This window comes from Desulfuribacillus stibiiarsenatis (assembly GCF_001742305.1).
In the GTDB taxonomy this organism is placed as follows: Bacteria; Bacillota; Bacilli; order Desulfuribacillales; family Desulfuribacillaceae; genus Desulfuribacillus_A; species Desulfuribacillus_A stibiiarsenatis.
Map to the genome: position 1 here is coordinate 64,671 of NZ_MJAT01000001.1, position 26,179 is coordinate 90,849.

At 34.2% G+C, this 26,179-nt stretch carries 25 protein-coding genes; 24 read left to right on the forward strand and 1 reads right to left on the reverse strand.

Features of this window, described 5'->3' with window-relative positions; all coding sequences use genetic code 11:
- The first annotated feature begins 27 nt into the window (after positions 1–27).
- The 22 genes from BHU72_RS00250 (at position 28) to BHU72_RS00355 (ending at position 24,929) form a co-directional block, all read left to right on the forward strand.
- Positions 28–1,941: a TDP-N-acetylfucosamine:lipid II N-acetylfucosaminyltransferase family protein gene (locus tag BHU72_RS00250; protein WP_069700619.1), complete on the forward strand. Its 1,914-nt coding sequence runs from the start codon at positions 28–30 to the stop codon at positions 1,939–1,941.
- A 38-nt stretch (positions 1,942–1,979) separates the two neighbouring features.
- A complete protein-coding gene (locus BHU72_RS00255; protein ID WP_069700620.1) occupies positions 1,980–3,974 on the forward strand; it encodes a heparinase II/III domain-containing protein in 1,995 nt (664 codons plus the stop codon).
- A gap of 24 nt (positions 3,975–3,998) precedes the next feature.
- Entirely contained in the window at positions 3,999–6,140 is a 2,142-nt protein-coding gene (locus tag BHU72_RS00260) for a glycosyltransferase family protein (RefSeq protein ID WP_069700621.1), read from the forward strand.
- Entirely contained in the window at positions 6,141–7,826 is a 1,686-nt protein-coding gene (locus BHU72_RS00265; protein WP_069700622.1) for a glycosyltransferase, read from the forward strand.
- Position 7,827: 1 nt separating this feature from the next.
- Entirely contained in the window at positions 7,828–10,209 is a 2,382-nt protein-coding gene (locus BHU72_RS00270; RefSeq protein ID WP_069700623.1) for a hypothetical protein, read from the forward strand.
- 27 nt (positions 10,210–10,236) lie between these two features.
- Complete coding sequence (locus BHU72_RS00275) at positions 10,237–11,457, forward strand: glycosyltransferase family 2 protein (RefSeq protein ID WP_069700624.1); 1,221 nt, start codon at positions 10,237–10,239, stop codon at positions 11,455–11,457.
- A 96-nt stretch (positions 11,458–11,553) separates the two neighbouring features.
- Positions 11,554–12,702, forward strand: coding sequence for a UDP-galactopyranose mutase (gene glf, locus BHU72_RS00280; protein ID WP_069700625.1), 1,149 nt, complete (start codon positions 11,554–11,556; stop codon positions 12,700–12,702).
- Positions 12,703–12,722: 20 nt separating this feature from the next.
- Complete coding sequence (locus BHU72_RS00285) at positions 12,723–12,959, forward strand: acyl carrier protein (protein ID WP_069700626.1); 237 nt, start codon at positions 12,723–12,725, stop codon at positions 12,957–12,959.
- A gap of 3 nt (positions 12,960–12,962) precedes the next feature.
- Positions 12,963–13,718 carry an SDR family oxidoreductase gene (locus BHU72_RS00290; RefSeq protein ID WP_069700627.1) on the forward strand — a complete coding sequence of 252 codons (756 nt, stop codon included), beginning with the start codon at positions 12,963–12,965 and terminating at the stop codon, positions 13,716–13,718.
- A complete protein-coding gene (locus BHU72_RS00295) occupies positions 13,715–15,166 on the forward strand; it encodes an AMP-binding protein (RefSeq protein ID WP_069700628.1) in 1,452 nt (483 codons plus the stop codon). The genes BHU72_RS00290 and BHU72_RS00295 overlap by 4 nt, the downstream gene beginning before the upstream one ends.
- 26 nt (positions 15,167–15,192) lie before the next feature.
- Positions 15,193–16,272 carry a LuxE/PaaK family acyltransferase gene (locus tag BHU72_RS00300; protein WP_069700629.1) on the forward strand — a complete coding sequence of 360 codons (1,080 nt, stop codon included), beginning with the start codon at positions 15,193–15,195 and terminating at the stop codon, positions 16,270–16,272.
- The gene (locus BHU72_RS00305; protein WP_083248150.1) at positions 16,247–17,503 is read left to right on the forward strand and encodes an acyl-CoA reductase; all 1,257 of its coding nucleotides are present in this window, start codon (positions 16,247–16,249) and stop codon (positions 17,501–17,503) included. Before BHU72_RS00300 ends, BHU72_RS00305 begins: the two co-directional genes overlap by 26 nt.
- 17 nt (positions 17,504–17,520) lie before the next feature.
- Positions 17,521–18,054, forward strand: coding sequence for a UDP-4-amino-4,6-dideoxy-N-acetyl-beta-L-altrosamine N-acetyltransferase (gene pseH, locus BHU72_RS00310; RefSeq protein ID WP_069700630.1), 534 nt, complete (start codon positions 17,521–17,523; stop codon positions 18,052–18,054).
- 14 nt (positions 18,055–18,068) lie between these two features.
- Positions 18,069–18,803, forward strand: coding sequence for a cytidylyltransferase domain-containing protein (locus BHU72_RS00315; protein WP_083248152.1), 735 nt, complete (start codon positions 18,069–18,071; stop codon positions 18,801–18,803).
- Entirely contained in the window at positions 18,804–19,889 is a 1,086-nt protein-coding gene (gene pseG, locus BHU72_RS00320; protein ID WP_069700631.1) for a UDP-2,4-diacetamido-2,4,6-trideoxy-beta-L-altropyranose hydrolase, read from the forward strand.
- Positions 19,864–20,913, forward strand: a complete 1,050-nt coding sequence (pseI, locus tag BHU72_RS00325) for a pseudaminic acid synthase (RefSeq protein WP_069700632.1) — start codon at positions 19,864–19,866, stop codon at positions 20,911–20,913. The genes pseG and pseI overlap by 26 nt, the downstream gene beginning before the upstream one ends.
- 42 nt (positions 20,914–20,955) lie before the next feature.
- Positions 20,956–21,912 carry a GDP-mannose 4,6-dehydratase gene (locus BHU72_RS00330; protein ID WP_069700633.1) on the forward strand — a complete coding sequence of 319 codons (957 nt, stop codon included), beginning with the start codon at positions 20,956–20,958 and terminating at the stop codon, positions 21,910–21,912.
- Between the two features lie 45 nt (positions 21,913–21,957).
- Complete coding sequence (pseC, locus tag BHU72_RS00335) at positions 21,958–23,184, forward strand: UDP-4-amino-4,6-dideoxy-N-acetyl-beta-L-altrosamine transaminase (RefSeq protein ID WP_069700634.1); 1,227 nt, start codon at positions 21,958–21,960, stop codon at positions 23,182–23,184.
- 42 nt (positions 23,185–23,226) lie between these two features.
- Positions 23,227–23,421, forward strand: coding sequence for a hypothetical protein (locus BHU72_RS00340; RefSeq protein ID WP_069700635.1), 195 nt, complete (start codon positions 23,227–23,229; stop codon positions 23,419–23,421).
- Positions 23,418–24,296 (forward strand): GNAT family N-acetyltransferase, encoded by an 879-nt coding sequence (locus tag BHU72_RS00345; RefSeq protein ID WP_069700636.1) that lies wholly within the window; start codon positions 23,418–23,420, stop codon positions 24,294–24,296. The genes BHU72_RS00340 and BHU72_RS00345 overlap by 4 nt, the downstream gene beginning before the upstream one ends.
- A gap of 54 nt (positions 24,297–24,350) precedes the next feature.
- Entirely contained in the window at positions 24,351–24,569 is a 219-nt protein-coding gene (locus BHU72_RS00350; protein ID WP_069700637.1) for a YjfB family protein, read from the forward strand.
- A gap of 102 nt (positions 24,570–24,671) precedes the next feature.
- Positions 24,672–24,929, forward strand: a complete 258-nt coding sequence (locus tag BHU72_RS00355; protein ID WP_069700638.1) for a hypothetical protein — start codon at positions 24,672–24,674, stop codon at positions 24,927–24,929.
- A gap of 6 nt (positions 24,930–24,935) precedes the next feature.
- On the opposite strand, the gene BHU72_RS00360 is transcribed toward BHU72_RS00355, so the two are convergent.
- On the reverse strand, positions 24,936–25,367 hold the full coding sequence (locus BHU72_RS00360; RefSeq protein WP_176720354.1) for a helix-turn-helix domain-containing protein: 432 nt from the start codon (positions 25,365–25,367) through the stop codon (positions 24,936–24,938).
- A 182-nt stretch (positions 25,368–25,549) separates the two neighbouring features.
- Between BHU72_RS00360 and BHU72_RS00365 the strand changes: the two genes are divergently transcribed.
- Together BHU72_RS00365 and BHU72_RS00370 are read left to right on the forward strand one after the other, a co-directional pair.
- On the forward strand, positions 25,550–25,819 hold the full coding sequence (locus BHU72_RS00365; protein ID WP_069700640.1) for a hypothetical protein: 270 nt from the start codon (positions 25,550–25,552) through the stop codon (positions 25,817–25,819).
- Positions 25,820–25,858: 39 nt separating this feature from the next.
- Positions 25,859–26,074, forward strand: a complete 216-nt coding sequence (locus tag BHU72_RS00370; RefSeq protein ID WP_069700641.1) for a hypothetical protein — start codon at positions 25,859–25,861, stop codon at positions 26,072–26,074.
- Positions 26,075–26,179 lie beyond the last annotated feature (105 nt).

A 26,179-nucleotide genomic window follows, 5' to 3' on the forward strand; every position in this document is an offset into this window, starting at 1 on the left:
AGAATAGGTGATACAATGAGGATTTTCATGAAAACATTTGAAGGTAAAAAAATAGGAATATTCGGAACGGGGTCAGCTGCTAAGTGTATTACAGAGAAAATGGCTAACTCTGTTTCATTTTATATAGATAATAACCCATACAAGTGGAATGAAGATTTCATGGGGAAACAGATTAAGTCACCGAAAGATTTATTATCTGAGGAAAAAAATAATCTTATTATTATTGTAGCTAGTATGCACTACGAAGAAATTTGTCAGCAGCTTTATGGTTATGGGTTTCAAGAGAATATTAATGTATTTAATATGAATATATTCGTAAACCCCTTAAATCTACCGTTTGAAGCTATTGTTAGAGAAGAATATGAATTGCTTTTAGAAAAAGTGAAAACATATCTACATTCGTCTTTAAGAAACGATGTGGATCAATTTATCGTCGGATATGAAAATTTAATACCATTAGATGAAAGGGTTGTTCTAATAAAAAACTTTCTTGACAATGGGTATGATTTTTTAGATTCCCATTTATATTTATTAAAAGACATTCTTCCGAAGTATGATGTATACTTTGACTATTATCTTGCGTTAAAGTTTGAAAAAGAAAAGTCTTTTAGTGATGCATTAAGCTTATATGAAAAAATATTAGCTTCAGGATTAAATCCAAGTATTAAAGAAAAGACGATTGAACATATAACACATATTTATAATCACAAAATAAGCCAATCACAGAGGTCAATACAAAAGCAACAAATGGAAGCGACATCAGGGAATTACTATGTCCATTTAATGCAAGATAGTATATATAGCGATAAATTCATTGAGTATATTAAAGAAAAACACAATTTTGACAAGCATAAATTTCTAATAATAAGTTATAAAAAGAATATCCAATATGTACATGAAAAAAATCTTAAAGAGGATAATGTATATACTTTTGATAGTAATACATTATCTTTTGTTACTGGTTCTGAGTTGTTTCTAAAACTTATTTTGGAAAGTAAGAAAGTATTAATTCATTCCTTAACTGATCTAATCTGTTGGTGTATATGTCGTTATAATATAGATTATACAAATCTTAATTGGATAATATGGGGCGCAGATTTATATTCATATATTGATGTCAATATCTACACGAAACTTACTGAGAATTGTTTGGAAGAACTTGACTTACTTCCACCAAGTGGGAATAATAGCTTGACAAATGAACAATTGCTTTATCGAAAAGGGGCAATCAGACGCTTAGACAATATCCTGACATGGAATCAAGGGGATTATGATTTAGTGCGAAAGCATTTTTTCACAACAGCAAAATTGAAACATTTCTACTACCCGCTCCCGGTTGACCATGATAGTACAGACCTAACAAATACTGAGAAAAAGTGCAAATTGAATCTTAAAGATAAATTTAAGTATGTATTACTGCTGGGTAATTCAGCGTCACCTAATAACAATCATCTAGATATAATATATTTTCTAGGAGAACTTAGTAGCAAGAACTTTTGCGTGGTGGCGCCTCTATCGTACGGTGGTCCTCAACAATATGTAAATAAAATAATTGATGAGGGAAGGAAAATTCTTGGGGATCGTTTTATTCCTATTACGGAATTCTTAGACCCAACAGACTATCGTGATATTCTAAACCAAATTGATGTTTCTATTATGAATCATAAACGGCAGGCAGGTGTTGGGAATGTCATATCATTGTTAATTCTGGGAAAAAAAGTATTTATGAATTCTGAAATTACTACGTTTTCAGTATTCAAGAATCATGGGATAGCATTATGTAGTATTCAGGAACTCTTTGCTTGCAACAATATTGACGAAATAATATCAATGGATGAATATTACAAAGAAAAAAATATAGAAAACCTTAAGCAATTCTATAATGAAACAAAATTGGATTATTCTCTTCAAATGTTATTTGATGACACAGAAAGCTTATAGCATGGGTGATTATATAAAAAACTAAGGTGTGAAATCAATTGCAGATTCGGGAAAAAGCTATCCTATTTGGCGCATCTACTTTGGGAGTATTAGTTTTTAATGAGTTACAAAAAGATTTAGATATTTTATTCTTTTGTGATAATGAAAGAAAGAAAAGTGGTTCTAGACTATGTAATATTCCAGTTGTTTCACCTGATGTATTGCTAGATGAAAATTTAATGTATGACTATATCATTATTAGTAGTAGCTACATTCATGAGATCCAAAAGCAATTAGATAACATGGGGCTGTCCCATAAAGTGCGTTTTTTGGTGAATGTGAATGGAATTGATTACAACATGAATGATGATAATATATCTAAACTTAGGGTTATTGAATTTAATTTCACAGTAATAGATTCAGAACGAGATAGTACTTCTAAGGTTGATTGTCCAGAGGATTTAATAGTAGATGACCATGTTTATGTAGATCCAAGATGGGAACCCGTTCGTTATACAAGCTGGGATGAAGTTTGGCCTCAAGACCCGTTTTTAAATAATACTTGGAAATTAAGACTGCATATATTAGAACCAATAAAATATCTATTGAATGCTTATGAGATTACAAGAAAAGACATATACCTACTAAAAGCTAAGACAATCATCGAAAGTTGGATGAAAGAAAATATAATTATAATCAATTCAAAGAATTATTTTCTAAGCAAAAGTTATTGGGCATGGAATGATCACGCAGCAGCAGATCGGATTATATATCTAATGGAATGGTTATTTCATTTCATGAAATATGACAATGATAAAAGTTTTTTGAAACTACTTTATAAGTCAATAATGCTGCATGGCTACTTTCTAGCTGATAAAAATAATTATTCATACTATAATCATGGGATAATGCAAGATCGATCGTTACTTCTAATTTCAACAGTTTTCGATACTGAAGAAATATCCAATCAATGGAGAGAGTGCGCCGTCGAACGAGTTGTCGAAAGACTTGAAAAAGATGTCTCGATAAACGGCGTTTATAAAGAACACAGTACATATTATCATTATTTTGCATGGAAGCTGTTTAAAGAAATTTTATCTTTTAGTGAAAGTAATCGGATACCATATATCACCTCTTTTAAAAAGAGGGTTGATCTTATGACTAGATATTTAAAGCATATTTTAAGAAATAACGGTACGTTGCCCCAAATTGGGGACTCAAATAGTTTTAAAATAGATCAATACATAGAATGTATTGAACCGATGAAAGAAAGTGTATTTAGTTGCCAGGATGCTGGTGTTATTGTGGTAAAAAACCAAGCAGATCAGTTATTATTTCAGGCTGGATTCCACTCTTTAATACATAAACACGCAGATGATTGTTCCTTTGTGTTTAGTAAAGGAGATATAGATATTTTTGTCGATTCTGGCATGTATAACTATGAAGAAAGAAATGTGTATAGAAAATATGTCAGGAGCACATATGCTCATAATACGGTCACGGTCGATAATAAAAGTTACGAAATTTCACAATCTAACGTTGGCAAATCTGAAATTTTAGATTTTGCAGAAAAAGATAACATTATTTTTATGCGGGGTAAACACACCTTATATGAAGGGGTAGTTTATTATAGGAGTATATTTTATTTTAAGGAGTATTCCTCTCTATACATTTTAGATGAAATGTTTTCTTGCGAGCAACATGAATATAGGCAAATCTTTAATCTAGGTGAAAACGTTCATATTATCTCATTGAATAGTCAAAAATGTCTTATGAATGTAGACAATAAATACGTAGTAGAAATCATCCAATTAAATGCAGTTACTTCTTGCAAGGAATATAAAGGGAATGATGATCCATTACGTGGCTGGATATCAAGAAAATATAATCAGATTACGCCCACTAATTCTATAGATTTTATTAATTATTCAAATAATGGTAGTTTCTCCACTATTATAAATACCGATGTAACTGGGATAAAACTAGTAAGTAGAAATGGAGATAAGATTCTATTTACTTTTAATAATAATGTAGAAATCATGTATTCATTATAAATCGAGAAGAGGTTTGGTTTATAAATGACAAATAAAAGTGGTCTTAAGAAAGTTAAAGTAGCTTGTATTCTTGATACGTTTAGCTACGAATGTTTCAAATATGAGTGTGATTTGCTGTATTTAATGAAATCAAGTTGGCGAGCCCAGATACAAGAATTTCAACCAGATTTTTTATTTGTAGAATCATTTTGGAATGGCATGGATGGAAGTTGGGAAGCAAACATTGTCGACATGAACTACTTGGATAACGAAGTGGCGAAGTTAATTAGCTATTGTAACGATATGGGAATTAAAACTGTTTTTTGGAATAAAGAAGATCCACCGAATTACTATCGCTTTTTAAATGCAGCTAAATTATTTGATTATGTATTTACTACTGACGAAAAATGTATTCCATATTACAAAAGAGATTTAGGGCATGATAATATTTGGTCATTATCCTTTGCTGCTCAACCTGAAATACACAACCCTATTGGACACAATTATTGTGATAAAGATGGGATTGCTTTCGCTGGATCTTGGTATAATAATAAACACTTTCTAAGACAAATAGAAATGAAAACATTGTTAGATGGAGTGTTAGAAGATACGTTAATAATATACGATAGAAATTATAATGAAATCCAACAAACGGATAATTTGAAGTTTCCGAAAGAATATCAACTTTATATAGAAAAATCACTAACTTACAGTGAAATGTTACAAGCATATAAAAAGCATAAAGTTTTTTTGAATGTTAATTCTGTCCGAGACAGTGATTCTATGTTTTCTCGCCGAGTATATGAAATCTTAGCTTCTGGCTCTCATGTGATAAGCACGTATTCTATAGGAATCCTGAATAGATTCAAAGGAATCGTTCCGATTGTATATTCTGAGAGCGATGTTAAAAAAGCAATAAAAGAAATTCTCCTAGACAAAGATTTTGGGAAAAAGATAAGTATTAGAGGCATAAGAGAAGTATATAAGCAGCATTTATATAGCCATAGGATGAATGAAATTTTAGAGAGAATTGATGTAGAAAAAAGTGTAATCGAAAGAAATATTTTAGTCGTCGGGTTTATTAATAGTTATGATGAAGCAGTTACAGTATTTGAAAGCTTTAATCGACAATCATACCCTAATAAAGAATTAATTATATTTAATGTGGGTATTGAAAATATAGAGATGGATAGGGTAGTTAAAACAGATAGTTATGAAAAGGTAATACATGATATCGATTTTGACTTTATCTCAATCTTTTCATATAGTTGCTACTATGGGGTTAATTTTTTGATAGATTTATTTCATGCTAGCCTAATCGGAAAAACTGAGGTTATTGGTAAAGCTAGCTTCTTTAGTTATTATGACGATGTGCTTTTCGAAGTGAATCCAGGTCATGAATTCACTTATGAGCATGAGTTTACATTACATCCATTTACTATGCTAGTATCTAATAGATTATCAAAAAAAATACAGTTTAATACATTGGATATCAAAAATCTCAATGATACGAATAGTTATATATCGTTATTTAAATCTGCTTTGAATGAATCAATTATTTTTAGTTCTGATCAATATAGCTTCTTAGATAGGCTAAGTATGACAGGGGCTGAACTAAGTACGATTCATAGCGATTTTAAATTAGATTCTGCAATTCAATACGTCTGTGCGGACGATATAGCTTTTTCTCAAAAGCATATACCAGAGAAAGAATATGTCCAATCACTTATAAAGAAAATATTTTCACAGGATTACCCAGGATTAAATTCTTTATTAAAAAACGAAGTAGATTGTAGCGATTCTAAGATTGTTATTTATGGCGCTGGCGATCATACGAAAAAAGTTCTTAGAACTATCGACAAACGACAGTTCAATATTATAGGTATTGTAGATAAAAATGAAAATCTACGAGGGCAGAAAATTGACTGTATTCAAGTCTATTCATTGGATGAACTAGCTTTGTTAGAGCCACAATACATATATATTTCTTCTAGGGCTTTTGAAGAAGAAATATATAATGAATTAACAAAAAGTATCGGCGAAAAATATAAAATAATTCCTATGTATTTAAAGCACACTACATTTGCCGACGATATATACAAGGAACTCTTTTTAGAAGACTTCTCTCCAAGAGCAGTAGGAATTTCAGTCTTTGAAAAATGCAACTTAAATGAAGGTGATGATTAAATGAGAATATTGCATGTATACGACAAGAGCACGGGTGGAGTCAATCGGTACACACTGAACATGAATCATGCCATATTAGATTTGCGAAATGATGTGGAGATTTATAATTATGTTTTGTCTACTGCCAATGAGTCTTTGGATTTGTTGCAATATAAAAATGATCGTAACCATTTTCATTTTTTTTATGACGAAGAAAACGAATTTAGAGAGCTAAATGTTTTAAATGATTGTTCGAATTCAGATATTGAAGCTGATTTCGATACATATATAAAAGAAATAAGACCTGATGTTGTAAACTTTCAACATCTAAACAAGATAGGTATGTCACTAGTATCGATTTCAAAACAAAATGATGTTCCAACCATTTTGACTTTACATGACTATTGGTTAATTTGCCCAAGATATTTCTTGCTAAAGGACGATTTTACCGTTTGTACAGATAATAATCGAGGTATTGACTGTTACGAGTGTAATGAATTGCCAGATGCAAATTATTATAAACTGAAAAATAATGAGTTGGAATACAGATATCGCTATTGGTATATGAAAGGTATTATTTCAGATAATGTGGATAGACTGATTGCAGTTTCAGATTCTATTAAATATAGATTGATGGAAGAAGGTATAGACAAAAATAAAATTACGACTATATATCCAGTTGTAGTGAATCATGAATCAGTTGATAGTCACAAAACAAACAAAAGAGTTGATAACAGTATACACTTTGGTTTTATTGGTTACGTATCTGCGCTAAAAGGGACTCATATATTATTAGAAGCATACAGATTATTAGATCGATGTGATATAGAGTTGCACATATATGGTACGGTTGATCCCTTGTTCCAGAAAGAGTTCGAAAATTTTCAAGGCTTACCTAAGCTTAACATATACGGTGAGTATCGACCTGACGATTTGATGACTATTTTTGAAAATATTGATATATTGATTGTTCCTTCTACGTGGCCTGAAACTGGTCCGCTTGTGATACAAGAAGCATTAATGCATAATACTCCAGTTATTGCTGCAAATATTGGAGGGGCTCCAGAATACGTTAAAGAGGATTACGGCCTATTATTTTCTGCTGGGGATATCGAAGATTTAAAGAATAAGATGTCAATCATTACTCATGAGATGATAGATACGCTTAAGAAGAATATTCCTGTATTCCCTTCCATACAAGATTTTGCTTCAGAAATTATGGAAACTTATATCAATCTCATAAATACTAAGAGTAAAATTCAGAAAAGAAGAGTATATGCTAATAATAATCATAGATTTGTACTGAGTTTACAAGATGCAGTTGGTATAAAATCTGTGAGAATAAGAAATAGCATCAAGAAAATACTGTGTCTTTTAGAGAAATATGGCATGAAACAAGTCATAATTTTTGGTGCAGGTAAATATGGGAAGAAATTGGTAAATGTGCTACTGCAAGAAGGATTTATCGTAGCAGCTATATTAGATAATAATCCTAAATTAAATAACACATTTTACATGAATGTTCCAATTTACGTACCAACAACCTATAGTAAAATGTCACAAATAGAAGCGGATATTATTATTATAGTCTCGGAATGGGAGTTAGAAATCAAAGAACAACTAGGAAATATGGGGCTAGGGATACCTGTTATAGGAGTATATAGCTTTAATAAAGAGAATTTTGAAACTCACAAGGAAGGGCCATAGTATGGATAATCTTTGGGTGAATGATAGATGTTTATATGATTTCTTTGAAAGAAAATGTGAAGTTCTTAGTTTGGATATATTTGACACCTTATTGTTGAGGAAAGTAAAGAAACCGAATGATGTGTTCCGTTATGTTGGAGAACAAGCAATTAAAAGAAGTTTACTTAAATATGGTATATCAGCAACTGAATTCAAATTATTGAGGCAAATCGCCGAGGATAGAGCCAAAAGAAAAAAGTTTTTAACATTCAATCATAAAGAAGTAACGTTAAGTGAAATATATCATGAGTTGCCAGAAAATATCGGCAATAAATATCAAATTATGAAAATCGAGATTGAGTCTGAGAAAACATTAACATTTATTAATCCTAGTGTTTTTAGTTTGATAAAAGTTTACAAAGAAAGACATAATGGCAAATTGGCATTGCTATCAGATATGTATTTAAGTTCGAATGAAATAATGGACGTATTAAGTCACCATGAATTCCCAATCGACTGGATTGATTTACTATTAGTATCTTGTGAGCATGGTGGAGACAAAGAATCTGGACTACTATTTCAGAAATTAAAACAATCATATAGTATGGTTGAAAGTGAATGTATTGTTCATATCGGAGATAAATACACGGCTGATATACTAGGTGCTAAAAATGAAAATATAGGACATATTCATTATGATGTAATTCCTTCAGAACATCATGAGATGTTTTTGTATGAAAGAGTCTTCAAAAGTTACGATATACTTCCTGAAATATACTCATTAAGAAAACTTGCAGTCAATCTGGATGTTCGAGTTCCTGCGGATAAAAAAGATTGGTTTACTTTAGGAGCAGGTCTATTAGGACCTTTGTTAGTATCATTCGCCGAGTGGGTCATTGATGTATGTTTAAGAGAAGGGAAACAAAGAGTTTTTGGTCTTATGAGAGAAGGGGAAATTATATCCCATGTTATTAATTGTATTTCAAGAAAAAGAGATTTAAATATAGCAGTTAAACCGTTATATGTTTCTCGAGAATCAACGGTTACTGCCTCTTACGAAAAAATTGGACACGCAGAGTTAGAGGAATTCTGGGACAGGAAAAATTTCACTGTAAGGAATTTATTTGTTACTTTGCATCTTTTTCAAGAGATGGACACTTTTGAAGAATATCTTGATGTAAGCTTGAAGGAAACAAATGAAGTATTATACAGTCGAGACTTATGTTTAAAACAGAAATTATATGAGTACATTTTAAGTGATAGTATTCAGCAAAAATTAGATGTGTTAATATCTGAAAAGAGACAAATTCTGTTTGACTATTTAAACCAAGAATTTAGTGGAGATTTTTCAGACCTAATTACAGTTGATATTGGGTATAGAGGAACGATTCAAAAATCTATAGAAAAGGTAATGAAATCAAAGTCTCTCATCCCGAACATCACGCACATATTAATGATTGCAGATGAAAAAATCAAATATTTACAATTTGATGGCTTAGATATTAGAGGATTTATCAAACCTGAAATACATCATAGAGCAGTCAAAAGCGCTATGAATATAAGTGAGCCATTAGAGCGCTTGATGATGCCTGAATGTGGTTCTGTTACACATTATAAAAGGATAGATGACACTATAGTAGTTCCTGAGATGAGGGATAACTTATTAGCTGGAGATTCGGAATATTCTTATTATATTAGAGAAGGTGTAAACGCATATTTAGATTTATGGCTTAGTTTAGAAGCACGGATTGATATCAAAGGAACCTTAGAAACAACAAGAATAATTCATCTGGGTGATATAATAGAACGTCTCATTGAATTTCCAACACCTATTGAAGCTAGTAAAATTGGCGAACTCTATTATGAAGAGAACTTTGGAAGTGATACTTGCTCCCAAATATGCACACAAAACGACATACACTTAATTAGTAATCTGGGCGTTGAGAATTTTTTGGAGGTGGTGGGATTCGGATACTATTATAATGGGATAAGGTGGCCGAAAGCTATAATCACTAGATACTCGCCTAATTATTTGTATAGAAAATATTTAGAAGAAAACTCAACGGATTATTACTTCACTCTAGCAATCTTTATGATAAAAAAACTCATGGCAGAAAAAATATCTGAAATAGTAATATATGGCGCAGGAGAAGTTGGTCAATCAATCAAAAAGATTGCTGAATTGTATGATATTAAGGTGAAATACTTTGTAGATAGAAAACAAGAAATATGGGGAACATATATAGATGGTATCGAAGTAATATCATTAGAACAGGCAAAGGACAGACTAGAGGATAAATTTCTGATTGGATCAGTCGCATTTATTACAGATATTAAAATGATAATTGAAAAAGTATATGCCGATAGTGATATTAAACCTAAGATTTATATGCTAGATATTTAAATTATTTTATTGAAAATGGTGATTATTTTGGAAAATATCGAAGAAATATACAATAAAATATCAGTCATAATCCCTGCCTACAACGCTTCGCAATTTATTGAAGCTACATTAGATAGCGTTATAGGACAAACACACCCTATTGATGAAGTGCTAATCATTGATGATTGCAGTACTGATAATACTGTAGAGATTGTAAACAAGTATAGAGGAAGATATAAGAACATCCAACTGATTCAACAACCAATGAATCAGGGAGGTTCTGCAGCGCGCAATCTAGGTTTGAAGATTGCAAGAAATGAGTGGATTCTGTTTATGGATGCCGATGATGTAGCCCATCCGACGTTATTGGAAAAAGAAGTGAATCTTCTTAGTGAAATAAATGAGAATCAAGCAGACATCATATTGGTCCACCCAGCGTATATACAAATTGACGAAAATGGAGCCGAAATTCCTGGTAGCGAAATGCGAGGCAAGCAACTAGAAGCACATGAAATCTTTGGTACATTATTGTTTCGTAACCATATTATTACTCCATCCGGTTTGTTACTGAAAAGAGAAAAAGCACTAGAAGTTGGTGGCTTCCAGAAGTTTCAAATTGTAGAAGACTATGATTTTGTTTTGCGGATGTCAAGACAGGGGTACTTTGCTTATGTCGATGAACCTCTTATCTACCTGAGGCGCCATGGGGCAAATTTAACAAAAGATATTTCAAAGGCAAGAGATGCTGAGAAAGCTATTGTAGAACAGTATGGTATAGATACAATAAAGAAAGCAATATTTGCACGAAATTTACCTTATGCTCAGAATCTTATTGATTTTGTAAATATGCTGTTTCGATATGAACAATGGGAAGAAGGTTTTAACCAGTTAAAGGCTTCAGAAGTAGTAGATGTAGAGAAAGAAAATATACAAATCTCTGTCACTTTCCTCTATGGAATTTACTATTTGCATAAACAATCCTATACAGAAGCTTTAAACTTCTTCCATGATATCATTGAGAAAAAACCATCACATGGTGCTGCTTTGAATAATATATCAGTGCTATATATTCTTGAGAAAAAGAATATAGAAAAATCGATGCAACTACTGAAGAAAGCAATAGAAATATATCCAGGTTATATGGACGCAATGCATAATTTGCAACTTATAGAAGAAAATAGGGTTAATTATGATGAGAATCATCCAACTCAAAACGATTTTAGATTTACCTGGAGAGAATTAAGACCCCAATTATTACGTTATTCATAAGCCCATTACGATTAGTAATTGGGTTTTTCTATTCACATTAATAAAAAATAATGATTAGCCGATAATGATGGTAGTAAATCTTAAAGAGGTGTAACTATGTACGATGTAGTAGTTGTTGGAGCTGGATTTGCTGGATCGGTTTTGGCAAGAAAAGCAGCAGAAGCCAATCGAAAAGTACTTGTAATAGAGAAGCGTGCTCATATTGGTGGAAATGCATATGATGAGTACCAGCAAGATGGGATTTTGATACATAAATACGGCCCACATATATTTCATACTAACGAACGTAAAGTTTGGGATTTTATATCACGTTTTACAGAGTGGTATTTATATGAACATAAAGTATTAGCTGCGATTGAAGGTACACGGGTACCAATACCTTTTAATTTCAACACGTTGTATGAGCTTTTCCCAAGCACGATGGCTAATAGGATTGAATCGCTATTACTCGAAACGTTTGAATTTGGGAGTAAGATCCCTATTCTGCAATTAAAGCGGACTTCAGATAAAGAGTTGAAAAACCTAGCAGAATATATTTATAGATATGTTTTTTTAGGTTATACAGTAAAACAATGGGGCTGTAAACCGGAAGAACTGGATGAGAATGTCACAGCAAGAATTCCTATACATCTTTCTAGAGACAACCGTTATTTTCAAGATCAGTACCAAGGACTTCCCCAGTCAGGGTATACCAAAATGTTTGAAAAAATGTTAGATCATAAGAATATTCATATTATGCTGAATACACCCTTGCATGATGTGATTCAAATTAACCATGAAACGAAACAAGCGTATCTGTTAGACTCAATAACTTTGAACTGTTTAATCTACACAGGGAAAATAGACGAATTTTTCAATTATAAATTTGGTTCGTTACCGTATAGAAGTTTAGACTTTACTTTTGAAACCCTCCCTATGGAACATTATCAAGAATTGGGGCAAGTGAATTACCCTAACAATGACGATTTTACGAGAATTACAGAATATAAGTACCTCACAGGTCAGAATAATAATAATGTTACTACTATATCGAAGGAGTACCCGGTTGCACATAAAGACGGGTTTAATACTCCGTATTATCCAATTCCCAAACAAGCAAATAGTGAGTTGTTAGAACGATACTCAAAGGAAGCATTACAATATAAATCAGTTCATTTCATAGGAAGATTAGCAGAGTATAAATATTATAATATGGACACTGTAGTATCCAAAGCACTAAACTTATCAGAAACCTTGTTTAAATAAATGTGATAGGAGATGCCAGAATGAATGAACAAAAATTAAGACAAATTTTTTCGCAATCTTTAGGGATAGATGAGTCACAAATTATAGACACCTTAGAATATAGCACAATTCCAGAATGGGACTCGATTGCCCATATGTCATTGATAGCAGCAATCGATGAGGCTTTTGATATTATGCTTGATACGGAAGATGTAATTGACATGAGTTCTTATGGAAAAGCCAAAGAGATATTGAAAAAATACGATGTGGAGTTTTAATATATGGACCTTTTACTAGGGAAGATTGCTCTAATAACTGGTGCAACTAGAGGAATTGGGAAAGCCACTGCAAGCATTTTTGCTAGAAATGGAGCAAAAGTATTGCTAAACGGCAGAAACGAGCAGGAATTAAAGCTACTAGCAGACGAAATCAATGAGCTAACTGAGTTTCATGTTAGAAGGGCAGAAGTCGTAGCATATGATGTATGTGATGATAATGAGACAAAAAGGACATTTCAATATATTCAAAAACAATATAAGCGCTTAGATGTTCTAGTAAATAACGCAGGTATTCTAGATGACGCTTTGCTTGGCATGATTCAATATAGTCAATTACAGCAAACGATGGAAACAAATCTCTTTGCGACTATCTCTCATATGCAGTGGTCGGCACGACTCATGCAAAGACAAAAGACAGGGGCCATTATAAATATTAGTTCTATTATTGGTCGCGTTGGTAACGCTGGACAAGTTGTATATGGTGCTAGCAAAGCGGGAGTCATAGGAGCCACTTTGTCTGCTGCTAAAGAATTAGCAAGCTACAATATTCGGGTGAATGCCATAGCTCCAGGGTTTATTGATACAGATATGGTAAAACAATTACCAGAGAGTAAATACTTAGAGCGGTTGCAAAGCATCGCGATGCAAAGGATTGGTAAGCCAGAAGAAGTAGCAAATACTGCACTTTATCTGGCATCAGATTTATCTTCATATGTTACTGGGCAAGTGATTGGGGTCGATGGAGGAATGCTAATATGATACCCAGTACAAGTTCGTTCTTCTGGGATCTTCCAAAAAGCTCGGAAATTGCAATAATCGATTCGGGGTTGGGAAACCAATATACCTATGAATATCTGTATAATAAAACGGCTAAGAGTCAGGAAGTCTTATTACGTATCAATAGACGAGAGCACTATGAGAATAAAAAACTATTAGGTTGTATTCTTACAGGAAATAAACTAAACGATATCATCTTTTATTTAGCGGCATTACAAATTAATGACGCTATTATGCTTATAGACAGTAAAACCACATCGGAGCTTTTGACTACTATTCTAGCACAATATTGTCCTGACTGGATTTCTGGACAAGATTTAAACGATGATATAAAAGCCCATCTTGTGGAACGAGGATATTGCTATCATTTAGAAAGTAATCTCTGGATCAATGATAGTCATCTGAATAGTTATCCACCGATATATGGCGAACTTGCAGTATTACTTTCAACATCCGGATCGACTGGTAATCCTAAAATGGTTCGATTATCGCGGAGAAATCTACAAGAAAATGCTAACTCTATTGCAAACTATTTAATGTTATCATCAGCAGAGAGGGCTATTACCTCTTTACCGATGTCATATTCCTATGGATTATCTGTGATTAATAGCCACCTTTATGCCAATGCATGTCTGATACTAACGAACGAAAGTATTATCTCACCAAAATTTTGGAGCCTTTTTAGAGAGGCAAATGCTACTTCATTAGCGGGCGTTCCATACAGTTATCAAATGCTGCATCGCTTAAGATTTCATACTATGGAATTACCCTCGTTACGAATGCTAACACAGGCGGGTGGGAGACTATCAGAAGAACTTATTTCATGTTTTCACCAACTGTCGTTAGACAATGGATGGAAATTTTTTGTGATGTATGGTCAAACAGAAGCGACCGCTCGAATCAGCTTTGTTCCACCAGAGCGTCTATCAGATAAAATTGGCTCGATAGGAGTAGCAATACCCAATGGACATTTGGAGTTAGATGAACATACCAATGAACTCATATATTCTGGACCAAATGTAATGTTAGGGTATGCTCAGAACCGTTATGATTTAGCAAAAGAGGATGAGTTAAAAGGAGTATTGCACACTGGTGACATTGCGTATCGAGACGATGAAGGTTATTTTTATATCACTGGCAGGATGAAGCGGTTTGTTAAATTGTATGGACTTCGCCTGAATCTAGATGATATTGAGAAACAGATGTATTCAGAATTCAATATTCCAGTTGCATGTACGGGTGACGATGAAAAGTTATCTATTTGGTTAGAAGAAAATACATCAGCAAAGACCATCAAAGAATGGGTTAGCAAACGCTTTCAGATTCATCATTCGGCCATTCAGTTACAAGTGGTTGAGGGAATACCATATTCTTTGAATGGAAAAGTAGATTATAAACTCTTAACAGAAAAGATGAACGAAGTCATATAATATTTTATAAAGCAAGGGAGATCATCATGAAACGGAACATAAATGATTCACCCTATCAGTTAGACTCTAATGAAAAACAAGCTTACATGTTGTCAATCTTAAATGATAGACTCATCCACCATTATCAGAACTGTAGTCCCTACCAGAGAATTGTGGAGAAACTGTTTTCCATAACACAGTACAATACACTTACGAGCTATCCGTATCTTCCAGTGGGACTTTTCAAAACGGTAAAACTCGCATCGGTTCCAGACGATAAAATTATAAAAACTCTCACATCTAGTGGTACAACCTCTAAAGAAGTCTCCAAGATATATCTGGATCGGGAGAATGCTATGAATCAATCCAAGACACTCGTTCAGATTGTTACTGATTGGATTGGTAAAGCTAGACTTCCCATGATTATTGTTGATCATAAGAATGTACTGAAAGACCGCTCATCTTTCAATGCACGAGGAGCTGGAATTGTTGGATTTTCTCAGTTTGGCTACGACCATTTTTATTTGTTGGATGATAACATGATCCCGGATTGGGAGGGTTTAGGGAAGTTCTTACATAAACATGGCAATGATAAGATATTCATTTTTGGTTTTACTTTTATGATATGGCAATATTTCTATCAGGTTGCTGTGAAAGAGCAAATCACGCTTTCTTTAGGGAATTCTATACTGATTCACGGCGGCGGTTGGAAGAAATTACTGGAGAACGCAGTAGGAACAGCTGAGTTTCGCCAATGCTTAGAGCACCAATTCGGAATCCAGCATATTCATAATTACTATGGGATGGTAGAGCAAGTTGGATCTATTTTTATGGAATGCTCAGAAGGCTTTCTTCATGCGCCAGACTATGCAGAAATTATTATTCGTGATCCGAATAATTTATCGCCAGTAAACATTGGCGTGGAAGGAATCGTGCAGACATTAAGTACTCTTTCGAGTAGTTATCCAGGAAATAGCTTGCTAACAGAGGATTTGGGTACGATTCATGGTAAAGACGACTGTAAATGTGGTCGGAAGGGCACCTATTTTACTATCTCTGGGAGAATACCTTCAGCAGAACTAAGGGGATGTAGTGACACTCATGCGTATAATAGCTCCTTTAAATAATCAAGATTTTAATAATCAAATAGACATGGAAGCAATCGATTGGAAAAACCAAGTCGAGTCTCTAGTAGCTACTACGAATCTTCCAGTTTTTTCTCCAATAGCTGAGGAATTCATTCAAGCATTTTCAGCAGCTATATTAAAAGATCAGAGCTTAAAAAAGTATCCAGAAGTAATTTCTCTAGGATATTGGTTAAGAAAGAGTAATATACAAAAGATTAAGCAAGCTTTTTCTGATAAAAACAAACATAGCCTAGTTGTTTCACGAGGGGTTGCACTTGTATACGCACCTGCTAATATAGATACAATATTTGTATATACATGGGTTATTTCCCTGTTGGCAGGAAATGCAACAATCATTCGGGTATCGAATCGCCAATCAGAACAATTTAAAATCTTGATTAATAGTATCAATCTACTCTTATCAAGTAGTATCTATAACGAGATTCGAAAGCGTATATTAATCATACATTATCCTCACGACCAATTGATAACAGAATGGTTATCGCAAAGATGCCATATTCGAGTCATTTGGGGAGGCGATAATACGATTCAGATGATTCGCCAGTCAATGCTAGCGCCAATTGCGACAGAGATGGTATTCCCAGATCGAACAGCATGTTCAATGATTTGTGCTACAGCAATTAAAGACTTAAAAGAAAATGAAATGATTAGGCTTGCAGAAAAGTTTTTTAATGATACATTGTTTTTTCACCAAAAAGCTTGCTCGTCTCCTAAACTAGTCGTTTGGGTTGGTACAGATGAAGATATATATATTGCAAAGAATAGGTTTTGGCAGTATTTCCAACAGATCATTAAGAAGAAGGAATATGCTTTAGCGTCAGCGAATCATATGGAACGCCTTACATTAGGTTTTTACTATGCGACGTTAAAGCAAGTAAAAGAAATATCTAATCATGACTTTGAACTTCCCCTCCGAATTCTTGTTGGGAAACTGGATTCTCCGTTAAGAGAAGCGAATCGCGGAACGGGGTTGTTCTTAGAATATCATACAGAGCATATCTCAGAGCTCTCTAGCTTACTTCAAGATAAAGATCAAACGATTACTTATTTCGGTTTTACTAAGGCGCAACTAGGTGAATTCGCACAATCTTTAAGTGGCAGAAAAGTGGACCGAATTGTACCTATAGGACAGGCTTTAGATTTTTCTTCTATATGGGATGGTTATGATATGCTATCATATTTCACAAGAGAAATTCAGCTTAATGTCTAATTACAAGGATGTATTTCATGGAATTTATAAAATTGAAAGAAGAACATCTTGAAATAGTATATAAATGGCGGCGTGCGCCACACGTTACACAATTTATGTATTCGGATATATCGGAGGACTACAACAAGCATCTTCAGTGGTATCAGACTACACTTAATGATTCTCATAATAAATATTGGATGATTAAGAGCAAAGACTCTTTAATAGGCCTTATTTCTCTGAATCGGATGGACACTGTCCATCGTCATGCTACTTTCGGATACTATATTGGTGATACTAATTTTAATATTATTGGTGGGCGAATCCATCCATATCTTTATAACTATGCTTTCAATACATTAGGGTTACATAAGTTGTTTGCTGAGGTAATGGAAGGTAACACGAATATGTGTAAAATGCACACGATTTACGGGTTCAGGGAAGTTGGTGTGTATAAAGAGCACATATATAAATACGAAAAGTACCATGACGTTACCATATTCGAGCTATTGGCGGAAGATTGGAAAAAAAATCATAAATACCAACGATATGTAGCAGAATTTGAGAAATAGAAAGAGGGATTGCCGTGAATACCATTGCTATTATACAAGCAAGAATGGGTTCTACAAGACTTCCAGGGAAAGTTTTACTACCGTTAGGGCAGACAAATGTTCTAAATTACGTTGTGACACGATGTAAAGAAATTCAAGGTATTTCTAAAGTTATTGTAGCTACGTCTCACTTAGACCAAGATCAACCGATTGTAGATTGGTGTAGAACGAATGATATTCTATATTTCCGAGGCTCTGAGGATGACGTATTAGATCGATACTATCAATGTGCTTTAGAATATAACCCTGATTATGTAATGCGTGTTACGGCAGATTGTCCATTCTTAGACTACCATTTAGCATCGAATATGGTAGATGCAATCCAAGAATCTACTACGGAAATTGATATAGTAACTTTGTTAAGTCCGATACCGCGCGGTATGCCAGTTGAGATTATTTCTTTTGAAAGTCTGCAGTATATACATAATCATGGCAAAGAGTCGTATCATCGTGAGCACGTGACCTATTACGCATATGAAAATCCAAGTACTTTTCATATGCATGGAATTAATGTAGATACACATAAGAACCATCCAGAATTGAGAATCACGTTAGATACCCCAGAGGACTATTTATTATGTCAGGAAATAGTGAAGGAATTTCCAGACGATATACTAGTTCCAGCTGATAAAGTTATTGAGTTTCTTTTAATGCACCCAGAAATTGTTGCCTTAAATGCACATATTGAACAGAAGGTAGTGAAGCTCTAAATGGGTACTAGAACAATTTTAATTAGAGCTGATGCTTCTGTAAATATCGGAACTGGTCATATTATGCGCTGTTTGACACTTGCAGAACAGATTCGTTCGATGACCCAAAATGTAGAAATCTGCTTTATCTGTCAGAGACTTGAAGGTAATCTAATTACATATATTCAAAATCAATATAACATTCCAGTACTAGAAGTTCATGGAGACGACAATCCTGAGCAACTAATTCATAAAATCATTAAGAACTATAGTGCAGTTGATCTCTTAATTGTTGACCATTATCAATTAGATTCCATTTGGCATAAGAAAATGAGAGATATAGCAAAAAATATTTTAGTGATAGATGATTTATCCAATAGAGAACTTGAATGTGACGCTCTGCTAGACCAGAACTATAACGAGAACATGTTTAATAGATACAAGCACTTTGTTCCCGAACATTGCAGGCTATTTATAGGTCCTAAACACCTATTGTTGCGTAATGAATTTTTGGAAACTAAAGCTAAAGCTCGTCTTGTAGGACAAACAAAAGAAATCTTGAATTTAACAAAAATTTTAATTTTCTATGGTGGTAGTGACCCTACGAATGAAACGGAAAAAGCGCTAGAAGCATTAATGCTACTGAAGTGGCAATCATTCAAAATTAAAGTTATTGTGGGGATAACAAATCCAAAAAGTCATGATATCAAAAGTTTTTGTAAGTCGCATAACATTGAAGTGCTGCAAAACGTGTCGAATATGGCTGAAATCCTTATGGATATAGATATTGTTCTAGGTTCTGGTGGTGTTTCCATGTGGGAACGATGCTATCTGGGCATACCAACTATTACAACTATAGTTGCTGAAAATCAAAGACAGACTACAATAGCAGCCAGTGCATTTGGTGCGGTTTGGAACGCAGGATGGCATGAAGAGGTTCAAGTTGATAACTTGGTAGAACTAATACAAACTGCAGTGAGTCAACCTGAGGAATTACATCGCATGGCGAAACTGTCGTTCGAGCTCATGCAGCTTGGAACAGAGGGTAAACTACTAGAGTGGATAAATGAGGTGGTCACTTATGAAGGAAATACGCATTCAAAATAGAATCATTGGAAGTGGGCATAAGCCTTTCATAATTGCAGAAATGTCCGGTAACCATAACCAGTCCCTTGAGAGAGCATTACAATTAATTGAAGCTGCTGCAAAATCAGGGGTAGATGCACTAAAGATTCAAACATATACCGCTGAAACTATGACACTCGATATTGATGAGCGAGAATTTTTTATTAATGATCCTAGTAGTCTATGGCAAGGCAAATCCCTTTATAGTTTGTATGAAGAAGCGTATACGCCTTGGGAGTGGCATGAAACCATATTTGAACGTTGTAAAGAACTTGGAATCATTGCCTTTAGTACTCCATTTGACGAAAGTGCAGTAGATTTTTTAGAAGGGCTTAATGTTCCTTGTTATAAAATCGCATCTTTTGAAAACACAGACTTATCGCTTATACGAAAAGTGGCAAAGACAGGCAAACCCATTATAGTTTCAACTGGCATGTCAACAGTCTCTGAGTTAGATGAGATGGTAAGAGCATTAAGAGAGTATGGATGTGATGATGTAGTATTACTTAAATGCACGAGTACATACCCTGCCACACCAGAAAATAGCAATATATTGACAATTCCTCATTTGAAGCAACTTTTTGATTGTGAAGTCGGTTTATCTGACCATACTTTAGGTATAGGGGTTAGTGTCGCTGCTACTGCCTTAGGTGCATCTGTAATAGAGAAACATTTTACTTTGTCTCGAGCAGAGGGTGGAGTCGACTCTGCATTCTCATTAGAACCTGAAGAAATGAGATTGCTAGTATCAGAAACTGAAAAAGCATGGTTAAGTTTAGGAAAAGTGCAGTATGGTCCCTTAACTGTTGAAAAGACCTCATTGACGCATAGACGTTCCTTGTACATATCGAAAGATATGAAAGCAGGCGACACATTAACGAAAGAAAATTTGCGATCGATTCGCCCAGGTCTTGGACTTCCGGTGAAATATTTAGACGTATTCCTTGGAAAATCTATAAAAGTAGATGCAAAAAAGGGAACACCTATGTCATGGGACTTATTATAAACTAGAGAATAACTTATTATAACTAAGAGAAGGAAGTGAAGCATGAGGGTATTAGTTACTGGCGGAGCTGGTTTTATTGGTCGGTGGGTGGTTAAGAGGTTACTAGAAGATCAGCACGAAGTATGGGCTTTAGACGATTTATCGAATGGCCGCAAAGAAAATCTTGATGAATTTAAGGTTCAACCTAACTTTAAAGATTTTATTATAGGTGATATTCAGAGTCAGGAATTATTAGGCAATTTATTTAACGAAATAGCATTTGATATATGCTATCATCTTGGGGCTTCCATCAACGTACAAGACTCGATTGATGATCCGATGACTACATTTAACAATGATACAATCGGAACATTTTATGTCTTAGAAGAATGCAAAAAGCATAAGGTAAAGATGGTGTTTATGAGTACTTGTATGGTTTATGATCGGTGTATGGATGAAACGGGAATTACAGAACAGCACCCAATTAAACCAGCTTCACCTTACGCAGGAGCGAAAATAGCCGCTGAAAATATGGTGTTATCATACTACTATGCGTATCAACTACCTGTTGTTGTAATTCGTCCTTTTAATACTTATGGACCTTTCCAGAAAACTGGTGGTGAAGGTGGTGTTGTAGCAATCTTTATCAAAAATAAACTAGCAGGATTGAATTTAAATATTTATGGTGATGGAACACAAACAAGAGATTTATTATATGTAGAAGATTGTGCAAGATTCGTTGTTGAGGCAGGATATAATGATAATGTAAACGGTCAAATTGTAAATGCTGGTCTTGGTAGAGATATTAGTGTAAATGAGCTAGCGAAATTAGTCCTAGAAAAAGAGACGGAATATTCGCGAATTCAACACGTAACTCACATTCATCCACAAAGTGAAATCCAAAAACTTTTGTGTAATTATAATAAAGCTAAAGAATTGCTTAATTGGGAACCAAAGATATCTCTTGAAGAAGGTATTAAAAGAACTGAGGAATGGATCAAGAATAGTCACCTGATATAATGGTGGCTTTTCGTATATAATGACATGCATTGTGGAGATGAATATATGAATAATAATAATTTGGCAATCATGGGTGGTCAACCTGTTAGAAACGAATACTTGCCATATGGACAACAGTGGTTGGATGATCATGATATTCAAGCAGTTATTGAAACGCTTAAGAGCCCTTATTTAACGCAAGGACCGAAGATTGCAGAATTCGAAGAAAAGGTTGCTAACTATGTAGGTGCGAATTATGCAGTTGCCTTTTGCAATGGGACAGCAGGACTTCATGCAGCTTGCTATGCTGCAGGAGTTAGTGAAGGGGACGAAGTAATCACAACACCGATTACTTTTGTAGCTAGTGCTAATTGTGTCAGGTATTTGGGTGCTAACCCTGTCTTTGTAGATATTAATAATTCTACATACAATATTGATCCAGAGAAAATAGAAGATAAAATAACGTCGAAAACAAAGGCAATTATACCTGTTGATTTTACTGGTCAGCCTGCAGATATTAAACGTATTAAAGAAATAGCGGACAAGTACAAATTGGTTGTTATACAAGATGCAGCTCATTCTTTAGGAGCAACTTATGATCACGAATATCTGAACATGGAAGAAGGAAATAGTTGTAAAGTTGGAGCCATAGCTGATATGACTATGTTTAGCTTTCATCCTGTAAAGCACATTACAACTGGTGAAGGTGGAATGATAGTCACGAATTCTGAAGTGTACGCTAAGAAATTACGTAGTTTTAGATCACATGGTATAACAAGTGATCGATCCATCATGCTTGAAGATCACGGCCCTTGGTATTATGAAATGTTGGAACTCGGCTATAATTACCGCATGACTGATATTCAAGCATCTTTAGGCATATCACAGTTAAATAAACTTGACGCATACATAAAGATTAGAAGAAATTATGCTAATATATATAATCAAGCATTTCAAGGGTTGAGCGGAATCATCATTCCATACCAACTCAATGGAACACATTCAAGTTGGCACTTATATAGCTTGCGCTTTGAATTACAAAAATTCACGGCGAATCGAAGGCAAATATTTGATGCCTTGCGTGCCGAAAATATCGGTGTCCATGTTCACTATATACCTGTACATCTTCAGCCGTATTATAGAGAACGGGGATATGGTAAAGGACTATGTCCAATTGCAGAACAGTGGTACGAAGAAATAATAACTTTACCTTTGTTTCCTAAAATGACAATGGGAGATATTGAGTCAGTCATCGAAGCGGTTAATAAAGTATATTATGCTTATAAAAAATAGCATATGGTATCATCGATATATTTTACGAAGGGAGACATGTAGATGGACTATGGAAATTTCTTAGATACAATTATAAATTTCTCGTTAATCATTGGTTTCGTCATGTTAGTAAACTATCTTACGAATGTTTACAATAGAAGAAAACAGAATCAAGTTTCTGAATTTCTGAGTGGTGAAAGTGTTAACGAAGACGGTAATAATCAAAAGAATGATCGTAACGGGAAGTATCAGGAATGAAGATTAGTAATTTATCGACAAAGGATAAAAATGCGATTTTCCATCTCATACAGATTTTGAACGATCACGATCAATTCGATTATTCTTTGACGGATGAGTGGTTTGCAGTAGTGTTGAACGAATGTAAGGATCATATATTCGTTGCTTATGTAGACAACCAATTAATCGGATTAGCAACATGTATGATAGATGCTGCTGGGAGACAATCTGCGCAAATCAATGTCATGATTCACCCACAATATAGAAGAAGAGGCTATGGAAAGTCGTTGTTTGATGTCTTAATTGCTCATGCTCATAGGCAAGGTGTTATCCGTGTCGAAGCTTTTGTAAAAGAACGATTCCCTTATATTGTCAAGTTTCTAATGGATAGGGGATTTACTACCGTGCTGCAGTCCTGGAAAATGGAAAAAATAATTGGAGAATCAGCAACGATTAATATCAACGGTGGTTTTCTTGGCAAGTGTGAGTTTCGAAAGGCACGGGAAGAAGATGATAGATATTATCTAGCTATGATGAAAAGCTGTTTTGAGTTAAATGTAGAACAGGACAATTTTCATCAAATGCTGAAAGATTCCTCCATTGAAGTCTTTCTACTCTTTGCGCATCAAGAGCTATGCGGTATGATTTCACTCCAGTCGCGTGATAATCTTCAAATGGGGTATATCTTTGATGTAGCAGTCGCGCCTGAGCATCGTGGGAAAGGTATTGGTAGCCATCTGATTTCAAGAGTGCTTGACCATATGAAAAGGAACTGTTTGATGAAAGCAACCCTGATAGTTGACGGAACGAATGAAAATGCATTATCATTATATAAACGGTTAGGTTTTGAAATCACTGATGTGGATGTATTACTAGAAAAGTATATTAGAATATAGAATAAGTAGCATATAGAATTAGCAGAATATTACATTAACAAGGGGGCAAGTCTTATGGATGTTTCAGCAATGGCACTTTCATTGAGCCACATGAAATTAAGTCAGCAAGGAAATGTTACTATGCTTAAGATGGCAATGGATACAGCAAAAGGGCAAACAGAGGATATATCCCAAATAGTAGCACAAAGCATGAAAAGCTTGGATGAAACAACAAAAGCTATGGAACAATCTGTATTTCCTTATCTAGGGAAAAATATCGACGTTTATTTATAGAAATATTTCAAAAATGCCATCTGCTTCCAGATAGCATTTTTCTTGTTTTACATGTATACACGTTTTTTTAATATTTAACATCTAATAGGAGTTGAAGATAATATGTCGTATGATATCTGTGGTATTTGTGAACGCTTTTATCCAAAGGATGGAAAGGATTACTGTCCTGATTGTAGGGATAAGGATCAGAATGAATTTAATATCCTTAGAGACTACGTGAAGCAGAACTACAACGCTAAGGTGTTTGAGGCATCGAATGCAACAGGTATTCCAATCAATACAATTATGCGTTTTGTGAGAGAACGTAGAATTCATTTAACAGGTGGAGATAGCGGAAGTATCACTTTTAGAGATAAATAGAGTTTTTCAAGTACTATTCTTAAAAGCTTCCCATATTTTTGATAATCGCCTTATATTAACTTTAGGATTTATTTTAATATCCCTATAGAATGCAGGATATTTTTTGAATTCGGTCAGTAGTGCCATTTCCTGTTCAGTGATGAACTGGTACTCACCACTGTATATAGATTCTTGATTTTCCTTTACTTTTAACGCAATTGGTCCTGGTGTATCATATTCTATATATCCAGCGGCCGTCATTAACTCTTGATAAGTAACGTTTTTGAGATGCCGAGACATTTTTTTTAATGTAATGGGATTGATATGTTGCACCCCAGCCTCTACTCTAGAAAGAGTAGCAGGTGAAACACCCGCCTCCAAAGCCAACTGACGTTGACTTTTAAATCCACTTAACACCCTCAATTTTTTTATGTATGCTCCGAAATCTTTAAGGTCCAAGTTCATTCACCATCTATCCTAATTAACTTAATAACGTATTCATTATACCATAATATTGCGTATACGTAATAAAATGTAATTTGTGTTGGAAAATTTATAGAAACAAACCAAAATATGTTGCTTGCGCGAAACGTTTATGGTATATTTTTGTTGCGAGAACGAAACGTGCAGGAGGAGATATAGTGCCGCGTCATAGTTACATAGTTAGGTTGAATGTGGAAGCCTTTGACCGGAGAATCCGAGAAATTGGATTTGTAGATAATCAAGAGGTTGCAAGGGTAATGGGTATATCTACAACCCAAATATGGAGGGCTAAATTACCAATTAACGATTCAAGGTATAATTCTCCAGGGAATTGCTTCATTGCGGGCGTAATTTACACGTTAGGGGGGCCTTTCGAAAACTTTTTTTACATTGAGGAAAACATGAAGAAATGTGGTTTTCACGAGTAAAAATTTGTTGTGGACAAAAAACAGTGAAGGGTGTAAATTATGCGGGCAAAAGCGCAAATAGAATTGGACGGATTTACTATAGAATTAGTTGTTCAAGAACTAAAAATGGGCATATTGCGAGCTGAACAAGAGAGAGATTTCTTTCGAGCCCAGTATTTACAAGTTATCATTAATCAACTTTTGTATGAAAAGATGCAATTTCATAAAGATTGGGAGAGAACACTAAACAATAAATATTCGAAATATAAGAATTAAATAACACCTTGATTATAATGTCTACTCCGTAATATCCTGCCACTATCTTCTAATACTACAATCTGATTTTTTCGCAATCATATACATTTACTGCGTTAGTATCCT